Source organism: Bacteroides sp. 3_2_5 (assembly GCF_000159855.2).
In the GTDB taxonomy this organism is placed as follows: domain Bacteria; phylum Bacteroidota; class Bacteroidia; order Bacteroidales; family Bacteroidaceae; genus Bacteroides; species Bacteroides fragilis.
The window spans coordinates 126,139-147,181 of the sequence record NZ_JH636046.1 but is presented as its reverse complement, the minus strand read 5'-3'; the positions used below and the strand labels follow the sequence as shown (position 1 = coordinate 147,181).

The 21,043-nt window shown below is 43.4% G+C and carries 15 protein-coding genes and 1 pseudogene; 5 read left to right on the top strand and 11 right to left on the bottom strand.

Annotation, left to right across the window (positions count from 1 at the left end; genetic code table 11):
- Positions 1–6 precede the first annotated feature (6 nt).
- From BSHG_RS01385 to BSHG_RS01395, 3 genes are all read right to left on the bottom strand, one after another.
- On the bottom strand, positions 7–1,011 hold the full coding sequence (locus BSHG_RS01385; protein ID WP_005797516.1) for a M20 family metallopeptidase: 1,005 nt from the start codon (positions 1,009–1,011) through the stop codon (positions 7–9).
- A 56-nt stretch (positions 1,012–1,067) separates the two neighbouring features.
- Positions 1,068–1,982, bottom strand: coding sequence for an LD-carboxypeptidase (locus tag BSHG_RS01390; protein ID WP_005791345.1), 915 nt, complete (start codon positions 1,980–1,982; stop codon positions 1,068–1,070).
- A gap of 64 nt (positions 1,983–2,046) precedes the next feature.
- Positions 2,047–2,841, bottom strand: a complete 795-nt coding sequence (locus BSHG_RS01395) for a glycoside hydrolase family 16 protein (RefSeq protein ID WP_005814249.1) — start codon at positions 2,839–2,841, stop codon at positions 2,047–2,049.
- Between the two features lie 182 nt (positions 2,842–3,023).
- Between BSHG_RS01395 and BSHG_RS01400 the strand changes: the two genes are divergently transcribed.
- The gene (locus tag BSHG_RS01400; RefSeq protein WP_005791349.1) at positions 3,024–3,965 is read left to right on the top strand and encodes a phosphate acyltransferase; all 942 of its coding nucleotides are present in this window, start codon (positions 3,024–3,026) and stop codon (positions 3,963–3,965) included.
- Between the two features lie 22 nt (positions 3,966–3,987).
- Positions 3,988–5,103, top strand: a complete 1,116-nt coding sequence (gene buk, locus BSHG_RS01405; RefSeq protein WP_008661499.1) for a butyrate kinase — start codon at positions 3,988–3,990, stop codon at positions 5,101–5,103.
- Positions 5,104–5,213: 110 nt separating this feature from the next.
- Here buk and BSHG_RS01410 read toward each other — a convergent pair whose 3' ends face one another.
- The 7 genes and pseudogenes from BSHG_RS01410 to pnp form a co-directional block, all read right to left on the bottom strand.
- Positions 5,214–5,972, bottom strand: a complete 759-nt coding sequence (locus BSHG_RS01410) for a DNA-binding domain-containing protein (RefSeq protein WP_005791353.1) — start codon at positions 5,970–5,972, stop codon at positions 5,214–5,216.
- 32 nt (positions 5,973–6,004) lie between these two features.
- Entirely contained in the window at positions 6,005–7,615 is a 1,611-nt protein-coding gene (locus tag BSHG_RS01415; protein ID WP_008661497.1) for a hypothetical protein, read from the bottom strand.
- A gap of 497 nt (positions 7,616–8,112) precedes the next feature.
- A pseudogene (locus BSHG_RS0220810) lies at positions 8,113–9,728 on the bottom strand (SusD/RagB family nutrient-binding outer membrane lipoprotein).
- Positions 9,729–9,740: 12 nt separating this feature from the next.
- Entirely contained in the window at positions 9,741–13,061 is a 3,321-nt protein-coding gene (locus BSHG_RS01420) for a TonB-dependent receptor (protein ID WP_005804036.1), read from the bottom strand.
- 260 nt (positions 13,062–13,321) lie between these two features.
- On the bottom strand, positions 13,322–14,254 hold the full coding sequence (locus tag BSHG_RS01425; protein WP_005791368.1) for a FecR family protein: 933 nt from the start codon (positions 14,252–14,254) through the stop codon (positions 13,322–13,324).
- 100 nt (positions 14,255–14,354) lie between these two features.
- Positions 14,355–14,915, bottom strand: a complete 561-nt coding sequence (locus BSHG_RS01430; RefSeq protein ID WP_005791370.1) for an RNA polymerase sigma-70 factor — start codon at positions 14,913–14,915, stop codon at positions 14,355–14,357.
- Between the two features lie 163 nt (positions 14,916–15,078).
- Positions 15,079–17,205 (bottom strand): polyribonucleotide nucleotidyltransferase, encoded by a 2,127-nt coding sequence (gene pnp, locus BSHG_RS01435; protein ID WP_005791373.1) that lies wholly within the window; start codon positions 17,203–17,205, stop codon positions 15,079–15,081.
- 196 nt (positions 17,206–17,401) lie between these two features.
- Between pnp and BSHG_RS01440 the strand changes: the two genes are divergently transcribed.
- The 3 genes from BSHG_RS01440 to BSHG_RS01450 all read left to right on the top strand — a co-directional run bounded on the left by BSHG_RS01440 (position 17,402) and on the right by BSHG_RS01450 (position 19,653).
- Positions 17,402–18,553 carry a TlpA disulfide reductase family protein gene (locus tag BSHG_RS01440; protein WP_005791376.1) on the top strand — a complete coding sequence of 384 codons (1,152 nt, stop codon included), beginning with the start codon at positions 17,402–17,404 and terminating at the stop codon, positions 18,551–18,553.
- 180 nt (positions 18,554–18,733) lie between these two features.
- Entirely contained in the window at positions 18,734–19,198 is a 465-nt protein-coding gene (gene greA / locus BSHG_RS01445) for a transcription elongation factor GreA (RefSeq protein WP_005791379.1), read from the top strand.
- A 50-nt stretch (positions 19,199–19,248) separates the two neighbouring features.
- The gene (locus BSHG_RS01450; protein ID WP_005791382.1) at positions 19,249–19,653 is read left to right on the top strand and encodes an HIT family protein; all 405 of its coding nucleotides are present in this window, start codon (positions 19,249–19,251) and stop codon (positions 19,651–19,653) included.
- Positions 19,654–19,821: 168 nt separating this feature from the next.
- Here BSHG_RS01450 and BSHG_RS01455 read toward each other — a convergent pair whose 3' ends face one another.
- Positions 19,822–20,904 carry a mannose-1-phosphate guanylyltransferase gene (locus BSHG_RS01455; RefSeq protein WP_005791384.1) on the bottom strand — a complete coding sequence of 361 codons (1,083 nt, stop codon included), beginning with the start codon at positions 20,902–20,904 and terminating at the stop codon, positions 19,822–19,824.
- Positions 20,905–21,043 lie beyond the last annotated feature (139 nt).

Here is a 21,043-nt window from a genome sequence, read left to right as displayed (position 1 = left end):
AAATAATTATTTCTCGTTATAAATAACTTCCAGTACCGTTTGTCCCACAGCTTTGAGTGTAGAGCGGTCGATGGCATCCATATTGTCATTCACGGTGTGCCAGGTCGGTCCGAAGCTGGACAGTTCACAATTTTCGTCGTTTGGAATGATGTCGATAGTCGGGATACCTGCCAAGCGATTGATAAACAGATGATCGTCAGTGATCTGACCGCCTACTTCGTTAATAAAGTAACGTCCGTATCCGGCGTCGTTAGCCTTTTTCCATACCTTCTTGTTGATACCTTTGGCATATTTCTCGGAATATACTTCTTTAAAGAAAGTAGCATCTTTGCCGCCCACCATATCGAGTAAAATTCCGAAGCGGGCATTATAGCCATCTACGTGCGGGGTTCGTGCCCAATATTGTGCGCCGAGACACCACTGGTCTTCCCGATGTTCGCCTGTATAAAACTGAGGTGCTCCGTAATCTTCCGCATCCAGAAAGATGATGTCGATTCCCAGTTCCGGTTGCTGTTGATTGATCTGGCGGGCAATTTCGAGTAATACACCCACTCCGCTTGCTCCATCATTGGCGCCCAGTATCGGTGTGTGATGATTCTTTTCATTCGGATCATTGTCGGCCCATGGACGGGTATCCCAATGCGCAAAGAGTGCGATGCGTTTTTTGCTTTCGGGCTTAAAAGATCCTATGATGTTGCGTGCTTTCAGCAGTGTACCGTCGTATGCGGGTAATTCAGCGTTTTGGCTGATCACTTTGGCTCCATGTTCGGCCAGTTTGGCGGCCAGGTAGTCTCCACAGGCAACATGACCTTTAGAATTTGGTGTGCGCGGTCCGAAGTCGACTTGCGCCTGTATGTACTTGTAAGCACTGTCTGCGTCAAATTGGGGCACTTGGACAATTACCTTTTTCTCGGTGATGTCGGTCGAAGTGGTCTTGCTGCCGTTTGTTCCGCAGGAGAAAGCAGAAAACAGGATGAAAGCTGACAGTATGAACATAGAGTTTCTTTTCATAATTATGCTTTTGGAGTTTAAAGCCTCAAAATTAATGATTTTCACTGTAGGGTGAGTCAGATAGGAGGGTTTATTAACAATTCCACTCCTTTCTTTCCGGATACGAACTCCACTTCCGCACCGTTGATTAGTGGTAGGTTCTCTGTCACATGTCCCACCGGAAAGTCATAACATATGGGGAAGTCATACTCCTTCACCAAGGCATCCAGTGTGCTGTAAAGGTCCTTTTTCAGTGAATAGTCTTCTTTGTATTCGGTAAATTGTCCGATGATAAGTCCGGATAACTTTTCAAGTACGCCTCCCAATTTCAGGTTATACATCATGCGTTCGATGGCATAAGGACGTTCGCCCACATCCTCGATGAAGAGGATCGTACCTTCGGGAGGAATATCGTATGGTGTTCCGCGGAGACCGTGGAACACAGCCATGTTGCCGCCTCGCAGGATGCCTTTGGCCTGTCCCAGATGATTCAACTTATGGCGGTGGCATTTATATCCGGGCAGTTTACCGAAAAGAATGTCGCGGAGATATAATGAACATGGATCCTCCTCTCCTGTTACAGCGAGATGGCGTGCCATGGGAGCATGGAGTGAGGCAAAACCATTGTATTGAAATAAGTTGTGGAGCGCAGTGATGTCACTGAACCCGATCAGCCATTTCGGGTGGTTACGAAAGCGTGTGAAGTCCAGCTTATCCAGCAAGTGAACCGCTCCGTAACCACCACGGCTGCACAAAATGGCCTTAATTTCTTCATCGTCCATGGCTGCCTGAAAATCTTTGAGGCGCTGATGGGTGGCACCGGCATACGAGCCCCATGAACTTCGGACATGATCTCCCATGACAGGAGTAAGTCCCCAGGAGCTGAGACGCGTCTTGGCACCTTTCAGGAATATACTGTCTATTTTGCTTGAAGGCGATACGATGGCTACTTTATCGCCTTCGTGCAGAAATGGGGGAAATTGTAAGTTCATTTAATAAAGTGATTTAATAAGCTGATATCTGATTTGTCTTTAACGCTTGTAGGGTAAAAAGGTTCTATTTCTCTTTCTGATAGAATCTTACCCAATCTACATACATCTCCACCGGAAGTTCTTTCGGGTCTACAGCCCCTACCCACGAGCCACCCAACTGCATGTCGATCAGTAGATAGAAAGGCTGGTCGAAAGGAAACTGCCCTTCTTTGTCTGTTTCGATGCGGGGATAGGTGAAAGTATGTGTGTCATTGATATAGAATGCAATGCTGTCCGGATACATTTCTACTGAATATACATTGTAGTCGTCGGGATTGATCGCACCTACGGAGTGTGATAACGGATTGTCTTTGATACCCAGATTGTGCGTATAATTGGTATGTATAGTCTGATAAGCGATTGTATCGTGATTCAGACGTTCCATGATATCGATTTCTCCACCCATCGGCCAGGGAGCATCTATCGGGAGCATCCAGATGGCTGGCCACTCACCACGTGCACCGTTCAGTTTGGCGCGTATTTCGAGGCGTCCGTTGCTGAATGCTTTTTTCCCTTTGGTGTAGATTCCTCCGGTCAGATAGGGTGCTGTATCATTGGGCTGGCTGTGATTGATGATGCCTCGCAGCACCATATTGCCGTCACGCATGTCGAAACAGGAATCGAAGTCGGTCATATAGTTATTCCAGTCTGATTTGCCACGTGGTATTTTACTCCAGACCTGTGGATCAAAGCCTGTTTTTTGGTCGAAATTATCTTCCCAAACCAATTTCCACTGGTCGGATGAATGACGTTGGCACGATGAAAAGCCTGAACTGATACACAACAGGCAGAAAAGAGCGAGAAATGTTTTTGTTTTCATGGTTCTGTTTGATTATAGGAGTTTAACAGGACACAAATTTACATTAAAAAACGAAATTACCTGCATCCGTAGAAATGAAAGCGTTGTATTATATCAAAATGTTACTCGGTTTGTCTATTTTTTCAGTATTCCATGATGTACTTCTCGATCCTTTTTCTGATATTTGCTAAAAATCTAACGTTATGGAACCTATTAGAAACTTTGACCAACTGACAGCCCATCTCAAAACCTTAAACCGACGGAAACGGATTGCCGTTGTCTGTGCCAACGATCCGAATACAGAATATGCCATTGCCCGTGCACTCGACGAAGAGATTGCGGAATTCCTGATGATTGGTGACTCGGCCATCCTGCAAAAGTATCCCAGTCTGCAGAAGTACCCGGAATATGTGAAGACCCTCCACATTGAAGATCCCGATGAGGCAGCGCGTGAAGCTGTTCGTATTGTTCGGGAAGGGGGAGCCGATATTCTGATGAAAGGTATTATCAATACTGACAATTTGCTTCATGCCATTCTCGACAAGGAGAAAGGCTTGCTGCCTAAGGGGAAGATTCTGACTCATTTGGCCGTAATGCAGATTCCGACGTATGATAAATTATTGTTCTTCTCAGATGCCGCTGTTATTCCTCGTCCCACTTTGCAACAACGCATTGAGATGATATGGTATGCCATCTGTACTTGCCGGCGGTTTGGGATAGAACAACCCCGTATCTCTTTGATCCATTGTACGGAGAAGGTAAGTGCCAAGTTTCCCCATTCGCTCGATTATGTTAATATTGTGGAGTTGGCCGAAGCCGGAGAGTTTGGTAATGTGATTATCGATGGTCCGTTGGATGTACGCACCTCTTGCGAGCAGGCCAGCGGGGATATTAAAGGAATTGTATCGCCCATCAACGGACAGGCCGATGTATTGATATTCCCCAATATCGAGTCGGGCAATGCTTTCTATAAATCTGTTTCGTTGTTTGCCAAAGCCGATATGGCAGGGTTGCTGCAAGGCCCCATTTGCCCGGTGGTGTTACCGTCACGCAGTGATTCCGGACTTTCCAAGTATTATAGTATTGCGATGGCGTGTCTGACAGCTTCTACCCGGTCGGCAGAGAGAGGAAGATGCTCCGAATGATGATCATAATTAAACTAAGAATATGGATAAACTGAATATAAACTCTACTCCGTCTTCTGTGAAGAATGGACGGGGGGAAAGGCTCCTTGTTATCAATCCCGGTTCCACTTCAACAAAGATCGCTGTTTATGAAAATGAAACTCCTTTGTTGGTACGCAACATCCGCCATACGGTGGAAGAGTTGTCTGCCTTCCCCCGGGTGATCGATCAGTTCGAATTTCGTAAATCGCTTGTTCTCCGAGAGTTGGAGGTAAACGATATTCCTTTCCGGTTCGATGCTGTCATTGGACGCGGAGGCTTGGTGAAGCCTATTCCCGGTGGAGTTTATGAGGTTAACGAAGCCATGAAGCGGGATACCCTTCACGCTATGCGTACACATGCCTGCAATCTGGGAGGTTTGATAGCCGATGAATTGGCCGCAGCTTTACCCGGATGCCGGGCGTTTATTGCAGATCCGGGTGTGGTGGACGAACTGGAAGAGGTTGCCCGTATTACCGGTTCGCCTTTGATGCCGCGTATCACTATCTGGCATGCACTGAATCAGAAAGCTATTGCCCGTCGTTATGCTGCCGAACATGGCACTCGTTATGAAGATCTTGATTTGATCGTCTGCCATTTGGGAGGAGGCATTTCCGTTGCAGTCCATCGTCATGGGCGTGCAGTCGATGCCAATAATGCATTGGATGGCGAAGGGCCTTTCTCACCCGAAAGAGCCGGAACTCTTCCTGCCGGACAACTGATAGACCTTTGTTTCAGCGGGAAATTCACCAAAGATGAATTGAAGAAACGAATTTCGGGTCGTGCCGGGCTTACCGCCCATTTGGGAACTACTGATATTCCTGCCATTATTCAGTCCATTGAGGCAGGTGATGACCATGCCCGGTTGGTGCTCGATGCTATGATCTATAATGTGGCCAAAAGTATCGGTGCTGCCTCTACTGTTTTATGTGGAAAGGTAGACGCCATTCTGCTGACCGGAGGCATTGCCTATTCCGATTATGTAATTTCCCGTTTAAGGGAACGTATCTCTTTCCTTGCTCCCGTTTTCGTGTATCCGGGAGAAGATGAGATGGAGGCTTTGGCATTGAATGCTTTGGGGGCTTTAAGGGGAGAACTTCCGGTACAGGTTTATCAGTAATTTTAGAGCTTGGTTGCATTGCCGCATTGTGTAGGGGCGCACCGGCACCTTGTGCAGAACTGCACAAGATATCGATGCACCCCTGCATAAGGGAAGCGATGCGGTATGATTTATGCTGTCGGGTCGTCCACAATATCTCCGTCGCCCTCGGTTGTATTGCCTATTACGATGGTTTGGCTGATGACATGTGGTGTCTTCAGTTGCCGGTTGCCACTGGTATATTGTGTGGTCAGTCGCAGTTTGTATATTCCGTCTGTCAGGTCTGCCGGTAAGAGTACCAGTACTTCCGAAGGGTTGTTTACTGCTATCATATCCATCGGCAGTTTTGTTTCCGTGCCTTTTTCATCAATCAAGACGATACCTACGGCAGGATCTGTACCTGCTACTTTGATGTTCTTGCCTTGTAAGCGATAGTTACGTCCTGCAGTTGCACTACCGTCCGTAGCACGGGTGGCGGCGTCTTCACCACCGATAAAATAGGCTGAATCGCCTTTGGCTCCCAGAATTTTCACGCCGGTTCGTGCGATAGCTTCACGTAAATCCTTATCCTGATTGAAGGAAACATAGATAGAATTTCTCTCAGGATTCCATACTCCACCGTCTATTACACCGCGAAACTGTGGTACAGCACGGAATAACCCCGTATTGACAGAGTATCCGTTCAGTACCAATTCCGATACTGTACGCTGAAAAAGATCGACGGCATGCTTTAAAGTCTCTGCCCGCAAGCCGGTATCTTCTTTCTTCATTTCATCCAGTACATCGGATAGTGTCAGGTTTCCGGCGCTCTCCAATACCAGGATTTTGTCTTCTTTGTTGTCGGTGGTTACGGTATTGTCCGCAAGCCAGCCTTTGAGTTCTGTTTTCATGATTTATCTATTTTAAAAGTGAATATTATTGTTTAGTGCCTTTTACGCAACGAACTGTCAACGCCTTTGTTTTTGGCATGGTCCGCCACATCTGCGGTGTTATAACGTTTACCAAAATATAGTCTTTTCCCTGTATTATTTCCATTACCTATATCGCTACTCCAGTAGTAGCCATCAGTTCCGGAATCTGTTGTTGGCGAAGTATTACTACCCTTTCCGTCTTGCCGACAACCTGCAGCAGGTAAAAATAATCCTTTGGTTGCATTCATAAACCATGTACCGTTGTTTTGTAATATTTTATTTGTGCATCTGGCTAATTTGTCAAATTCATTTTTACTTGGTGTTCGCCATCCTGAACCATACGTTGTAGGATTAAGTCTTGTACATGGATCTGTATTATTAATATTTGTGTTTCCTGTATAGGTACTGTACCATGTGTAATAATAACCTCTATCTGTATTTGTTCCCCATATATAATTATTACTCGCTCCTGTACTTTTCAGATTTCCCGTGCCCCATCTCAGCTTTGCCAAATCATTTTTATCACTCGCTGTACATCCGTTTTGTGTCAGGTTAATGTCACTTGCCGCCACTTGTATCCCAAGTCCGATCTGTAGTGTTATGGTATAGCTCCGTTCCGGCAGCAACTGGACATTCTGACTCGAGGTGATATTCCGGTTATTTGCGTTGAAGGAATTACTGAGAGTCAGCGTACCGATATGCACCGTGATCGCCCGGGAACCCGAAAAAGGGACTAATCGTACAGTGGCAGTCGAATTATCGGCTATATTGAATGTGGACGTATTTCCGGTATTGGCACTTACATTATTTGTAGAGGGGCCTATCGTCCAGGCGGACGCATTGCCGCCCTGAGAAACGTATACGCCCGTACAGTTGGTGAACGTGTTGCTTACAAACTGCGACAAGGAGAGTTTAACCGTCAGCTTGCAGAGTTTTTGCGTGAAACTAACCGACAGGTTGTGGCTGATTGTGCTCACATTCGCTATGTCCCCCGAGTCATAGACCATAAAGTCACTGTTCATATTCGGGATAGTGACGGAAGTACTGTTATAAGTATAGGATGAAGGGATCGTTCCCATCGCTGCCGTACTATTGAACGAGTATCCGATCACACGGACGGTTCCCGCTCTGGTGAGCAGATTTCCTAGCCTGAGTGTGGGAGCGGAAGCCCCGTTCGTCGTAAAATCCGCAGCCGACTGGAACACGTAATTGCTGCCTACTTTACGGAAAGCGATCAACCGGAAATAAATGCCGTTACCCAATGTAGCGGCACGGGTAGTGACTTGTGGCTCTTCGCGGAGCGTCATCCGTACCGCTGAAGGCCCCTCGTAAGGCACGGCAGCCGGTATGGCCTTGCTGGCGGGTGGCTCTTTCACCGGCACCCATTCGTCCACAAGCGTTCTTCCCCCGGTTGTGTCGGGAGTATCAACATGGCTTTCCATATAGCTGCCATCCTCAACCCGGCTGACTGTAACAGGAATCATATCTTCCCCGTCCGGTTCCGGGCTGTCGGGGTTCACAACATTGTCGCCACACGATGTTATCATTAAAAAAGCCGCGTACAGACAGCATGTGCTTAACGCACGAAAGCCTACATACAGAAGTTTTATCTTCGTATTCATAACTCAAATGTTTAAAAATGAATAAAATAGATCATACTCAGCAGGGCCTTCCCATTAAGAATGGACAGGCCGGCTATGGCAGGCTGTGAATACAGCTTTTATTTTGAGGTAAGTTTGTGTAAGTTAGATAGATAGAACGACTCTTGTGTTTCAAAAGACGTTCGTCTTTTGAAACAGGATTCTTGCTCTCTGTACAAAATGCAAAGGGAATAGATAAATGACTGATAATTAAAACGATGCGAAAAGATTTGCACAAGTAAAAAAAGCATCTTATCTTTGTTGCATCAGACGAACGTCTTTTGAAACGTCTTGTGGCGAGTAATATGCTTATTGTTAATCTGTTATAGATCATGATCTGGATTCTTCATTCTTTGCTATTTTGATTCTGTTTTTAATAAAAAAGGGGACAAAGTCCCCCTCGACTTTGCCCCTTCCCAATCTTTTCCCCGCAACTAATACGAAGAAAACCCACTAATTAAAATTTATACCTTTGTGTGTCAGAAATTTCTTCCGGTGTCCCACCACAGGCGAGTGCCGCAGTTGTCGATTCCGCCCAATGCATTTACCAATTGGGTATATTGCTCGGGATTGGTCGTTTTGATACCTACGAAGAAGTTCAGTCGACGTGGTCCGAGGTTGGTATCTACCGTACCTTCACTTTGGTTGACCAATACCGGGAACAGTCTCGGATAGCCTGTACGACGTTGTTCTGCCCAAGCTTCTCCTCCTTCAGGGAACATGGCAAGCCATTTCTGTGTAATGATGCGTCCCAGCTTGTCTTCATTGCCGGCGGCATCGTCCCATTTTGGGGTCAGTGTGTTGACTGCTTTCACATTATTGGCTGCTTTGAAAGCGTCTACATAGTCGGATGGCTTTCTGTCACTCTCCAGATATGCTTCGGCACCGGCAGCACCCCATTGTGCAAATGATGCTTTTACGCCTTTTTCATAGCAATCCTTCACCGATTCGCTGCTCCAGCCTCGCAGAGCTGCTTCGGCACGCAGGAACCATACTTCGGCAGGAGTCATCAGTACGGCGTCTGTCTGTTGGGTAATGGTACTTTTTGAATGTCCGTTGTAGTTTTTATGACTAAAGCCTGTTCCTTGGCGGATACCTTTGTAAGTACCTTTATAGTCGATAGGCTTGTTGCATCAGAGCCGGTTGCTTTATCAAAATACTTTTCCATGCGGGGATCTTCGTAACCCACTAATAGAGACTCCATGTTGGCGTTCATAAACACTTCGCCCCATGCTTTATTGATTTCTCCGAAAGGATTAGTATAACCTGAAGAGGTAGAAACGGCTACGACTTCATCATTGCCTTCCAGCAATCCTTCTTCATCCGTAAGTGCTTTTTGGGCTTCTGCCACAGCCAGCTTAGAGTCTGCCATGGCAATACGGACAGCCAGGCGCAGACGGAGAGAATTTGCGAACCGTATCCATTCGCTGAATGTGCGTTTTCCCTGCGGCATCAGGATATCGAATTTTGCAAAACTCTCAATGTCCGGATTGGCTTTCTGATATTCACGTATCTTGGCAATACCTGTATCCAGGTCATTGAAGAAAGCTTTGTATGCTTCTTGTTGCGTATCGGGTGTAGAACCCGTTTTTGATCCGAACTGAGTATAGACGATCGGTCCATACAGGTCGGATAAACGGTGCATTAATTCCACTTTCAGTATCTTGGTAATACCGTAGAATCCTATATTGTCTTTTTCATTAATAGTCTCTGATTTCTGTACTTCCGGCATAATGTATCCATAGGTGTTATCCCATGTAGAACCGTTCCAGCCGTCCATCATGTAGTAAGTGCTGTTGTTCTTTCCTTCGTTGAAGGGATTGAAGTCATGCACATATCCCGAGAATAGATCTGCCCCCAGGTTTTGCATGGTCTGAAAAGGCCAGTTCTTGCCGCTTCCCCAGTCGTAGTTGAAGTAGATTCCTTGCTGAATGATTCCCAAAGGGATGCCATAATAATTGAAATCCTGTTTTTTACTATCATTATCGAATCCTGCTTCGTTGGTGTTGAACGACTCAAAAGAATCAGTACAAGCTGAAAATCCGATCAATCCTCCTAAGAGTATGCCTGCTATATATTTGATATTGTTTTTCATGATGAATCTCTTTTAGAATGTGAACTTAATATTGAAACCTAAGCTACGGGTAGTCGGCATGCCGAATACGTCAATACCCTGATTATCGTTACCTGTCGAAAGAACGGCATCCGGATCGAACGGAGCTTTCTTTGAGATGAAGAACAGGTTGCGGGCTACAAATGACAACTGGACATCTTTAAATGCACCGCCGGCTTTAGCCAACCAGCTTTGAGGGAGTGAGTAGCCCAAAGAGAGTTCGCGGAGGCGAATATTGGTAGCGTCGTACATATAGTACTCCGTACATCCGTCACGTCCACTGACTGCGGTGTAGAATTTTCTCGGCTTCACTTGTGTTCCGTCAATATTGATATATCCTGCATCTCGGGCTTTACCGCTGTTCAGGCTGACACCTCTTTGGTCGAGTTCGGCCTGAGTCTGTGAGAGTACATCGCCGCCAAAACGTCCGTCGATCAAGAAGTAGAGTGAGAACCCTTTGTAAGTGAATGTATTGCTCCATCCTAACATAAAGTCCGGATTACAGTTGCCTACTTTTTCTGTATTGCCGCCACCGATAACGTTCGGGATCTTGTCTCCGTCTTTATCTGTAGTAAATGCCACTCTGCCATTTTCGTCACGTTCGAATGCTTTACCGTAAATGTCACCGAATGAACCTCCTTCTACCAGACGCATGGAGTAAGAAGAAGAGAAGCTTTCGTCACCATAAACGAATGTCTTGAGATCCGGATGAAGCTTGATAATCTTGTTTTTGTTGGTGGAGAAGTTGAATTGGGTTTTCCAACGGAAAGCATCATTCATTACCGGAGTAGCTCCAAGAGTGATTTCAACACCTTCGTTTTGTATATTACCGGCATTTACCATGTAGTATTTATAGTCGGCACCTGCCGATGAAGGCAATGTGAATAACTGATTTTTGGTATTGGTGCGGTAATAAGTAATATCGAAATCGAGCCGGTAATTGAAGAATCTCCATTCGGTACCTATTTCATAAGAAGTACTCATTTCCGGTTTCAGATCGTTGAAGGGGGCTTTGGAGTAAGTCACGATGGCACCACCTGCTCCGATGATATCATTGCTGCCCGGGATCGTGTTGCTGATGAACAATGGAAGGTCATTGCCAACTTTAGACCAAGAGCCTCTGATCTTACCGAAAGAAATCCATTCGGGAAGTTTCACTGTATTGTTCAGTACCCATGACAGACCTACCGAGGGATAGAAGAAACTGCTGTGTTTGGTATAGGCCAGTGTCGACGACCAATCGTTACGTGCGGTAACATCCAGGTACAGACTCTCTTTCCAACCCAACTGAGCGGTTCCGAACAAAGACTGCAACACTCGCTTCTGATTCATTTGTTCATCGATGTAGGCAGCCTGTGTCATTTTAATGTTGGCTACCGTAAATACATTCGGATAGTACAGGGAAGCTGTTTTAGAATCCAGTCTCAGGGAGTTTACGTTTGTACTGTTGATACTGCCGCCGATGGCTCCGTTCAATGAAAAGTCATTCCATTTTTTGTTTACCATAGCCATGACGTCGCCGTAATACAATGTTTCAGTATGATTCAGGTCGATGTAACGTCCGTTTTGCCCCGCTAAGGCAGGAGCGGTAGAGGCATACATGCGCTGTTGATACTGGTCGTGTGTGTAGTCGGCTGTACCGCGTGCCTGGATATTCAGCCAGTCGGTAATTTTTACATTGGCTGTTAGTGAAGCGATCGCGCGTGTGCGTTTATCATTACTGTTGATGCGGTTGGTAATCCAGTAGGGATTTTGTTCCATGTCCTGATAAGAAGTATACCAATTCTGTACGTTCATGTTACGGGCAGGATCGAAGACTTCGAAATTATTCTTGTATTCGGATAAATCTTCACCTCTCGGGAAACCGTAGAGACCTACCAACGGATTCATATAATAGCCACCGGAGGTGGGACGGTTTTTGATAGTTTGTGTCATCAGGTTCACGTTGGCATCCAGCTTCAGGTAATCATTAAAGAAGTTAGCCGTTTCGCGGAAGTTGAGGTTGTGTTTTTGCATCTTATTTTTCTCAACGATACCTTTGGCTGTAGTATTGGCATAAGAGAAGTAAGTTTGCATCTTTTCGCTGCCGTTCATAAAAGATACGGAGTTGATGGCTGTTACACCATTCTGAAAGAAATTATCGGCGTTATTATAATCTTTCAGTGTTTGATTCTTTCCCCAACTGTTTTTGGCTTCAGGGTCCATGGCGTAATTGTTCTGGAATTCGGGCAAACAAATGGCGTGGTCTACAGTCAGATTAGAAGAGAAAGTGATTTTTTGAATACCGGCTTTGCCTTTCTTTGTGGTAATTAAGATCACACCGTTGGCAGCCTGTGAGCCATAGAGAGCTGCTGCAGAGGCTCCTTTCAGGATACTCATACTTTCAATATCGTCCGGGTTTAAGTTTGAGATACCGTCACCGCCATCACGGTTACCTGCGTCGGCTGTACCACCAATAGCTGTGGAAGCTTGTTCATTGCTACTGTTCAGCATCGGTACACCGTCGATAACATACAGAGGCTGGTTGTTTCCACTGATCGAACGGCTACCGCGAATGGAAACTTTGGCCGAACCACCCAGTCCGGATGAACTTTTAGTGATTTGTACACCTGCTGTTTTACCGGCAAGGGCATTAATCATATTCGGATCTTTGGCACGGGTCAATTCGTCACCGCCCACTTGTTGGGTTGAGTAAGTCAAGGAAGCTTCTTTCTTCTTGATACCCATAGCGGTTACCACTACCTGTTCCAGTGCCATGGCTTCCTCTTGCAGTTTAACGTTGAAACTCTGCCGTCCGTTCACCTGGATATTTTGTGGCTGATAACCGATATAGGTGATTGCAAGAGTGGCGTTACTGGGTACATTGAGGGTGAAATTACCCTCCATATCGGTGATACAGCCATTGGTAGTACCTTTCTCGAGTACATTGGCACCTATGATGGGGTCACCATTCTGATCAGTAACAACTCCTTTTACGGTTACTCTGTCCTGTTGTGCAGTTATGGCATTATCATTGTTTCTGGTCAGAACAATGTTGTTACCTTCCATCACATATTTAATGTTGGTACCTTTGAATGCTTGGTCGAGAACTTCGGATACAGCTTTGTTATCGGCTTGCACGTTTACCCAGCGTCTGGTGTCTACGTTTTTTTTATTGTAGACGAACAGGTACTCTGTCTGAGATTCTATTTTTGATAGTAATTCGCTTACTTTCAGACTAGAACGCGGTATGCTTATTTTAGTGCTTTGAGAGTATCCATTCTCACTGTAAGCTTGGAATGCTACGAAAAAGAGAAGGAATAAAGTGATCTTCATGGCTAACAATATTTGTTTTGAAACAAAATTTTTTGGGCATAAATGCCTCGGCAAAGAAATTTTTCTCATATCTTTGTAACGTGTTAAGTTAATAAATTGATTAAGGTCGATTTTTGACTGTTTCGAATCGGAAAGTATGGGGGTACTTTCCGATTCTCTTTTTTTGAGAATAATGGACTTTCTTTTCTATTTTTTCATGCGTATCTGGTTTTTAATGGTTCGTACTAATTTAAGGTTTATATTGAGCTCTTTCCTTATTTCTATTCAATGATGATGCTGTCTTTCTCTTCGTTGATACTATAGGTGAACTTATGATCTTTCTGAATAACTTTCAGGATATGTTCTATGCCATCCTGTTCTTTAAACTTACCGGTACAACGGTAGTTGAGTATGTTCAGGTTTCTCACGCTGATGTTCACATTATAATATTTTTCCAGTTTGTTGAGCAGGCTGTTAAAGGGTGCATCATCAAAACAGTATAATCCCTCTTTCCATCTCAGATATTCGTACGAAGGCAAAGTGGTCTTTTTATATTTTCCATTGTACGATCCGAAAAATTCGTCTTTTGTCAACCGGGTAATTACCTGATCACTCCCTATCGGATAGATGTCGACAATTCCCTCAATTAAAGTCGTTTCAAATTCGTTGCTGCCTTTGTAGGCGCAGACGTTGAAATGGGTTCCTACCACTTTCACCCGATTAATCTCCGTATTGACGAAGAATGGTATTTTTTTATTCTTGGCTACTTCAAAATAGGCTTCTCCATCCAGCTCTACATTTCTTTCTTTACGACCGAAGTTGGATGCATAGGTTAAGGTCGATTTGGAGTTCAACCATACTTTGGTTCCATCCGCCAGTGTGATTTGTGCACGTTGTCCGGCAGGTACTGTTATGGTTTGTTGGCAGGCTGATTTTTCATACTGATAGTTCTTAAACAAGAATCCGAAACTGATGGCTACAATGACTACGGCGGCAATACGTGCACTCCACCTCAGCATAGGGATGATCCGGGCTTTTCTATCTTTCCGGTTCATCTGTTTTTCGTCTGTGAATAAGGCTATGTCATATAGCATGCGTTCTTTTTGAAATGCTTTCCGATTCTCGGGGGAGGCATCCACCCAATCCAGAATCAGCCTTTCTTCTTCTTCAGAAGTGGTTCCTTTAAAATACTTGTATAGCAGTTCCTGTTCCATAAAATGTTTTTAGTTTATGTATTGTCAGAGGCTTTATTTCCTCCTTCTGTATATATAACAGGATACCCTGGGACAACCCTAAAAGAAAATGAAGTTTTTTTTAAAAAAGTAGGGATATAAGATAATCTTTGAGTTCGAGACGCAACAGTTTCAATGTTTTGGTGATATGAAATTCTACACTTTTGATAGAAATGCCGAGTTGTTCGGCTATCTTCTTATTGGGAGTATTGTGATAACGGCTTAATATGAAAATGTGGCGGCTTTGTTCCGGCAGCTGTTCAAGTGTTTTATATACGATGCGTTGTATCTCAGTATCGAAAATTGTCGCAGGTTCGCATGCTTCCAAGGTGGAGATACGGAGATCGAGTTCACGTTGCTTATGTGTATTGATCGCCTCTTCAGCTTTCATACGCACTTGTTCGTGTTCAAGATAATTGAGTGATTTGTTTTTGATGATAGTAAGCAGCAATGCATGCAGGTTGGAATCTTTTTCCCATTTTTCGCGATTCTCCCACAGGCTGACCATTGCTTCCATCAGAATATCTTCGGCTGCGGCTTTATTTCGGGTGTATGAATAAGCAAACGACAGAAACTTCTTCTGGTTTTCTTGAAAGAACTGGCTGAATAAGTCCATGGTGTGAAGGCTGTTGTTGCTTGGCATGAATAGATTTTAAAGGTTAATTGGATTTTCTTATGACAAAGCAACATAAACTTTTCGTAATATCAAAATGAAAGAATGACTTTTATACTGATTGTCCATAAAAAAATAACCTGACTATTAATAATAGCCAGGTTATCACTCTGTCAGTAAAGACTAGTGTTATTTATTTCTTTTCCGGACGTGGCAATAAAACTTTTCTTGAAAGTTTGAATTTACCTGTCTTCGGGTCAATATCGATCAATTTCACTTCGATCTCGTCACCCTCTTTAATGCCGGCTTCTTCTACAGTCTCAAGACGTTTCCAGTCAATCTCAGAGATATGGAGTAAACCGTCTTTTCCCGGAAGGAATTCAACAAATGCACCGTAAGGCATGATAGAGCGAACTTTACCTTTGTATACCTCACCTACTTCGGGAACAGCAACGATACCTTTAATCAAGCGGATTGCGTCATCAATCGATTTCTTGTTAGTTCCTGAGATCTCGATGCGACCCACGTTGTCGATTTCTTCGATAGTGATTGTTGCACCTGTTTCTTCCTGCATTCCCTGAATGATTTTTCCGCCCGGGCCGATTACAGCACCGATGAATTCTTTCGGAATAGTCATTGTTTCGATACGAGGAGCGTGATCTTTCAGCTCAGTACGTGGTTCGGAAATTGTTTCTTCTATTTTACCGAGTATGTGCATACGTCCTTCTTTTGCCTGATTTAAGGCGCGTTCCAGGATTTCGTAAGACAGACCGTCTACCTTAATATCCATCTGGGTAGCTGTGATACCGTCTTTAGTACCTGTCACTTTGAAGTCCATATCGCCCAAGTGGTCTTCGTCTCCAAGGATGTCAGACAACACTGCATATTTTTCTTCACCTGCGTTTTTAATCAATCCCATAGCGATACCCGATACAGGTTTTTTAATTTTCACACCGGCATCCATCAGGGCCAAAGTTCCGGCACATACGGTAGCCATCGATGAAGAACCGTTTGATTCAAGGATATCTGAAACGACACGTACTACATAAGGATAGTCTTCCGGAATCATTCTTTTCAATGCTCTGTGAGCCAGATTTCCATGTCCGATTTCACGACGTCCTACACCACGTTGAGCCTTAGCCTCTCCTGTAGAGAAAGGAGGAAAGTTATAGTGTAATAAGAAGCGTTCTTTTCCGTGAGCGAGAACATCGTCGATGATTTTCTCATCCAGTTTAGTACCCAGAGTCACTGAAGTCAATGATTGAGTTTCACCACGAGTAAAGATAGCCGATCCGTGAGGTCCGGGCAGGTAGCCTACTTCGCACCAAATCGGGCGGATTTCAGTTGTTTTACGTCCGTCCAGACGCTTTCCTTCATCAAGAATACAACGGCGCATCGCTTCTTTCTCTACGTCATGATAATAACGATCGATCAGAGCACCTTTTTCTTCCAGTTCTTCTTCCGAGAACTGTGCTTTGAATTCGTCGCGGATTGCATCGAAAGCATCCTGGCGTTCATGTTTGTTTCTGTTGCCGGAAGCTGCGATAGCATATGATTTATCATAGCAGGCATCATGAACGGCTTTACGGAGTTCTTCGTCGTTTTCTTCGTGACAATATTCGCGTTTAACAGTCTTACCAACCATTTCAGTCAGTTCCATCTGTGCTTTGCAATGTACTTTGATGGCTTCGTGAGCTACTTTCATTGCTTCCAGTAGTTCGGCTTCCGACACTTCGCTCATTTCACCTTCTACCATCATGATGTTTTCATAAGTAGCGGCAACCATGATATCCATATCAGCTTGTTCAAGCTGATCGAAAGTCGGGTTGATAACGAATTTACCATCGATACGCGCAACACGTACTTCTGAAATTGGTCCGTTGAAAGGAATATCTGAAACAGCCAGTGCTGCGGAAGCAGCCAATCCGGCCAATGCATCAGGCATATCTACACCGTCTGCTGAGAAAAGGATGATGTTTACGTAAACTTCTGCGTGATAGTTATCGGGGAATAAAGGACGGAGAGCACGGTCTACTAAACGGCAAGTAAGGATCTCATAATCAGATGCTCTTCCTTCTCTTTTTGTAAAACCACCAGGAAAGCGGCCGAATGCTGCGAATTTTTCTTTATACTCTACCTGAAGCGGCATGAAATCTGTTCCGGGAACTGCATCTTTAGCGGCACAAACAGTAGCTAACAACATGGTGTTTCCCATGCGAAGCATCACAGAACCATCTGCCTGTTTTGCCAGCTTTCCCGTTTCGAGTGTGATGGTTCTGCCATCTCCCAACTCGATCGTCTTAACAATTGGGTTAATCATAAAAATTGTTTTATCTAATATCTTTCTTTCAAAATTCCCGCAAAGATATACATTTATTGCACTAATATCGTGAAAATGAGATAAAAAGTTAGCAGGAATTTGATTTTTTTCAATTTTGGAACGAAGAACGCGGCAAAATGCTTTGACTAATCTTGAAAAGAAGTATATTTGCAGCTTGAAAAATAACACGCATATTATGAAAAAAGTAACGTTAGTAGCTCTTGTGGCTCTTGCTTTAAGTTCTTGTAATTCTGACCCTAAATTTAATGTAAAGGGAGATGTTTCGGGAGCAGATGGAAAAATGCTTTATCTGGAAGCTTCCGGACTTGAAGGAATTGTGCCTTTGGATTCTATAAAATTGAAAGGAGACGGTTCATTCAGTTTTAAACAATTGCGTCCCGAATCTCCTGAGTTTTATCGTTTACGGGTTGAAGATAAAGTAATTAATTTCTCGGTTGACTCAACAGAAACTGTTAGCATTCAAGCACCTTATACAGATTTCTCTACTGCTTATACAGTGGAAGGGTCGGAGAACTCTGCAAAAATTAAAGAGCTGACTCTGAAACAGGTTCGTCTGCAAAAAGATGTAGATGCGTTGGTAAAGGCTGCACAGGCTCATCAATTGGGTAACGATGTTTTTGAAGACAGCTTGGCCGTACTACTGAAAAATTATAAAGATGATGTGAAAATCAATTATATCTTTGCGGCACCCAATACTGCTTCTGCTTATTTTGCACTATTTCAGAAATTAAACAATTATATGATCTTTGATCCGTTGAATAATAAGGATGATATTAAATGTTTTGGTGCAGTGGCTACCAGTCTGAACAATACTTATCCGCACGCGGTGCGTTCAAAGAATCTATATAATATAGTGATAAAAGGTATGAAGAATACCCGTACTCCACAACAGAAGACCATTGAGATACCGGAAGAAAAAATTGCAGAAACCGGTGTGATTGATATTGCTTTGAGAGATATGAAAGGTAATATCCGTAAGCTGACTGACTTGAAAGGTAAAGTGGTTCTGCTTGATTTTACTGTTTATCAAAGTGCGGTGGCAGCTCCTCATAACTTGATGCTGCGTGATTTATACAATAAGTATGCAAGTCAGGGTTTGGAGATTTATCAGGTCTCATTGGATGCCGACGAGCATTTCTGGAAAACATCAGCTGATAATCTGCCTTGGGTATGCGTGCGCGATGAGAATGGAATTTACTCAACCAATGCAGCTTTGTATGGCGTACAGAACCTGCCGGCTTTCTTCCTGATCAACCGAAACAATGAACTGAGGGCCCGTGGGGAGACGGTGAAAGATCTGGAAGGTACTATCAAGTCTATGCTTTAAGTTGTTATAAATTAGAAGATTTCGTTTAAATATGTTACATAGCATTGCTTTTTGCTTGACACATGTCATTTAAAAGGTTATCTTTGCGAAGAAATAATTGAAAAGAGGGTTCCAGCATGACTCATGTTGGAATTCTTTTTTGTTTTATATGACCGTTAAAAATAAAAGGAGGAAAACATCATGGCTTATATGTCAGAAGAAGGTTACAAGAAATTGATGGCGGAACTTAAAGAACTGGAAACAGTGGAACGCCCCAAAATTTCTGCGGCTATAGCTGAGGCGCGCGATAAAGGTGATTTATCGGAGAACGCCGAATACGATGCTGCGAAGGAAGCTCAGGGTATGCTTGAAATGAAAATCAACAAACTCAAAGCTGTTATAGCAGATGCTAAGATTATTGATGAATCGAAACTGAAAACAGATTCAGTACAGATTCTGAATAAAGTAGAATTGAAGAATACCAAGAATGGTATGAAAATGACTTATACCATCGTTTCAGAAAGCGAGGCAAATCTGAAAGAAGGAAAGATTTCCGTTAGCACACCGATTGCTCAGGGATTACTTGGCAAAAAGGTAGGTGATGTTGCTGAGATCCAAGTTCCACAGGGTAAAATCAGTCTTGAAGTAGTAAACATTTCGTTTTAACATGAGGGCAGGTCCATATTCGGGCTTGCCCTATTTTATATATTAGGATTATGGCAACAATATTCAGTAGAATCATAGCGGGTGAAATTCCATGCTATAAGGTAGCTGAAAACGAAAAGTTTTTTGCTTTCCTTGATATCAATCCGTTGGTGAAGGGACATACTTTGGTTGTTCCTAAACAGGAAGTTGATTATATCTTTGATTTGAGTGATGAAGATCTGGCTGCAATGCACGTTTTTGCCAAAAAAATAGCCCGTGCTATTGAAAAAGCTTTTCCTTGTAAAAAAGTGGGTGAAGCAGTGATCGGACTTGAGGTTCCACATGCTCATATTCATTTGATTCCTATTCAAAAAGAATCGGATATGCTTTTCTCTAATCCAAAATTGAAACTGGCAGACGACGAGTTTGTTTCTATTGCCAAAGCTATTAGTTCTGCTTACGAAACAGCCAAATAAAATTCTTCCTTCATTAAATAATAGTAAAGGGGCTGAACGGCAACGTTCAGCCCCTTTTTCTTATTAACTTCGTGGCACTTATAAAGTTAACTTCGTAATTATAGGAAGTTAACTTCTTAGCTGTAATAAGTTAACTTCCTATACTTAGGAAATTAACTTCGTACAGTACTAAATATAATCTTCTCCTAATTTCATTTGTGCGTCATTCACATACTTGCGTATGGCATGTTCTTCGTCCTTTTTGCAGATCAGTAATACATTATCTGATTCGGCAACCAAGAACCCTTCCAGACCTTCTATCACTGCAAGTTTACCTTTGGGTAATACAACGATATTGTCATTGCTGTTGTAAATCAATGAGTCGCATTTTAGAGTTACATTTCTTTGTTCGTCTTTAGGTGATAAATCATATAATGATCCCCAGGTTCCAAGGTCTGACCATCCGAAGTCTCCTAAAGAGACATATACATTATCAGCCTTTTCCATAATTCCGAAGTCTATCGAAACGTTAGGGCATGCCGGGAAGTTTTCTTCGATAAAGTCTTTTTCTTCAGGTGTACCATAAATCTCTCTTCCGGGAGCCAGTTTAGATGCTAATTCCGGTAGAAGAGTTTCTCCTGCTTTAATGATTGTATTGACATTCCACATGAAGAGGCCTGAATTCCAATAGAACTCTCCACTTTCAACAAAAACCTTAGCAAGTTCCAGTTCCGGTTTTTCAGTAAATGTCTTTACTTTGTAGAAGTTGTCTCCTTCCTGCTCTGCTATTTGGATATATCCGTATCCGGTTTCTGGACGATTGGGCTTTATACCTAAAGTGAGAAGTTTATCAGATTTTGATACAAAGTCCAGTCCTTTCTCTATAGCGGCTAAAAATTCTCCCTCTTTTAAGATCAGATGATCGGAAGGGGCAACTACGATGTTGGCATTTGGATTTAAAGCACGTATATGATATGATGCCCATGCAATGCACGGAGCCGTATTTCTTCTTGCCGGTTCCAGCAAGATTTGTTTTGGATCTAATTCCGGAAGTTGTTCTTTTACCAAGTCTGCGTATATCGCATTGGTTACGATAAGTATGTTCTCCGTAGGAATAATTTTGTTGAATCGGTCGAAAGTCTGTTGCAACAGTGAACGACCTGTTCCAAAGAAATCCAGAAACTGTTTAGGCATTGTCTTGCGGCTAAACGGCCAGAAACGACTGCCGATACCTCCGCCCATAATGACACAATAATTATCTTTGCTTGTCATGATATTGACTGTTTTAAATGTTTCTGCTAAAATACGGTTTATTCTCTGAAAATAGAAGTGTTTATGCGATCTTTTATTCTTTTTTTCTCCTTTTTTTTATAAAACTCTTGCAAGTTCAAAAAAAAGCCGTATCTTTGCA

Excerpts from the sequence above, each read along its gene's own strand:
- BSHG_RS01385 (WP_005797516.1), bottom strand. The coding sequence starts at position 1,011 with ATGAAAAGAAACTCTATGTTCATACTGTCAGCTTTCATCCTGTTTTCT.
- BSHG_RS01410 (WP_005791353.1), bottom strand. The coding sequence starts at position 5,972 with ATGAAAACAGAACTCAAAGGCTGGCTTGCGGACAATACCGTAACCACC.
- buk (WP_008661499.1), top strand. The coding sequence starts at position 3,988 with ATGGATAAACTGAATATAAACTCTACTCCGTCTTCTGTGAAGAATGGA.
- BSHG_RS01450 (WP_005791382.1), top strand. The coding sequence starts at position 19,249 with ATGGCAACAATATTCAGTAGAATCATAGCGGGTGAAATTCCATGCTAT.
- BSHG_RS01415 (WP_008661497.1), bottom strand. The coding sequence starts at position 7,615 with ATGAATACGAAGATAAAACTTCTGTATGTAGGCTTTCGTGCGTTAAGC.
- BSHG_RS01455 (WP_005791384.1), bottom strand. The coding sequence starts at position 20,904 with ATGACAAGCAAAGATAATTATTGTGTCATTATGGGCGGAGGTATCGGC.
- BSHG_RS01395 (WP_005814249.1), bottom strand. The coding sequence starts at position 2,841 with ATGAAAACAAAAACATTTCTCGCTCTTTTCTGCCTGTTGTGTATCAGT.
- BSHG_RS01420 (WP_005804036.1), bottom strand. The coding sequence starts at position 13,061 with ATGAAGATCACTTTATTCCTTCTCTTTTTCGTAGCATTCCAAGCTTAC.
- BSHG_RS01425 (WP_005791368.1), bottom strand. The coding sequence starts at position 14,254 with ATGGAACAGGAACTGCTATACAAGTATTTTAAAGGAACCACTTCTGAA.
- BSHG_RS01390 (WP_005791345.1), bottom strand. The coding sequence starts at position 1,982 with ATGAACTTACAATTTCCCCCATTTCTGCACGAAGGCGATAAAGTAGCC.
- BSHG_RS01400 (WP_005791349.1), top strand. The coding sequence starts at position 3,024 with ATGGAACCTATTAGAAACTTTGACCAACTGACAGCCCATCTCAAAACC.
- greA (WP_005791379.1), top strand. The coding sequence starts at position 18,734 with ATGGCTTATATGTCAGAAGAAGGTTACAAGAAATTGATGGCGGAACTT.
- BSHG_RS01440 (WP_005791376.1), top strand. The coding sequence starts at position 17,402 with ATGAAAAAAGTAACGTTAGTAGCTCTTGTGGCTCTTGCTTTAAGTTCT.
- pnp (WP_005791373.1), bottom strand. The coding sequence starts at position 17,205 with ATGATTAACCCAATTGTTAAGACGATCGAGTTGGGAGATGGCAGAACC.
- BSHG_RS01430 (WP_005791370.1), bottom strand. The coding sequence starts at position 14,915 with ATGCCAAGCAACAACAGCCTTCACACCATGGACTTATTCAGCCAGTTC.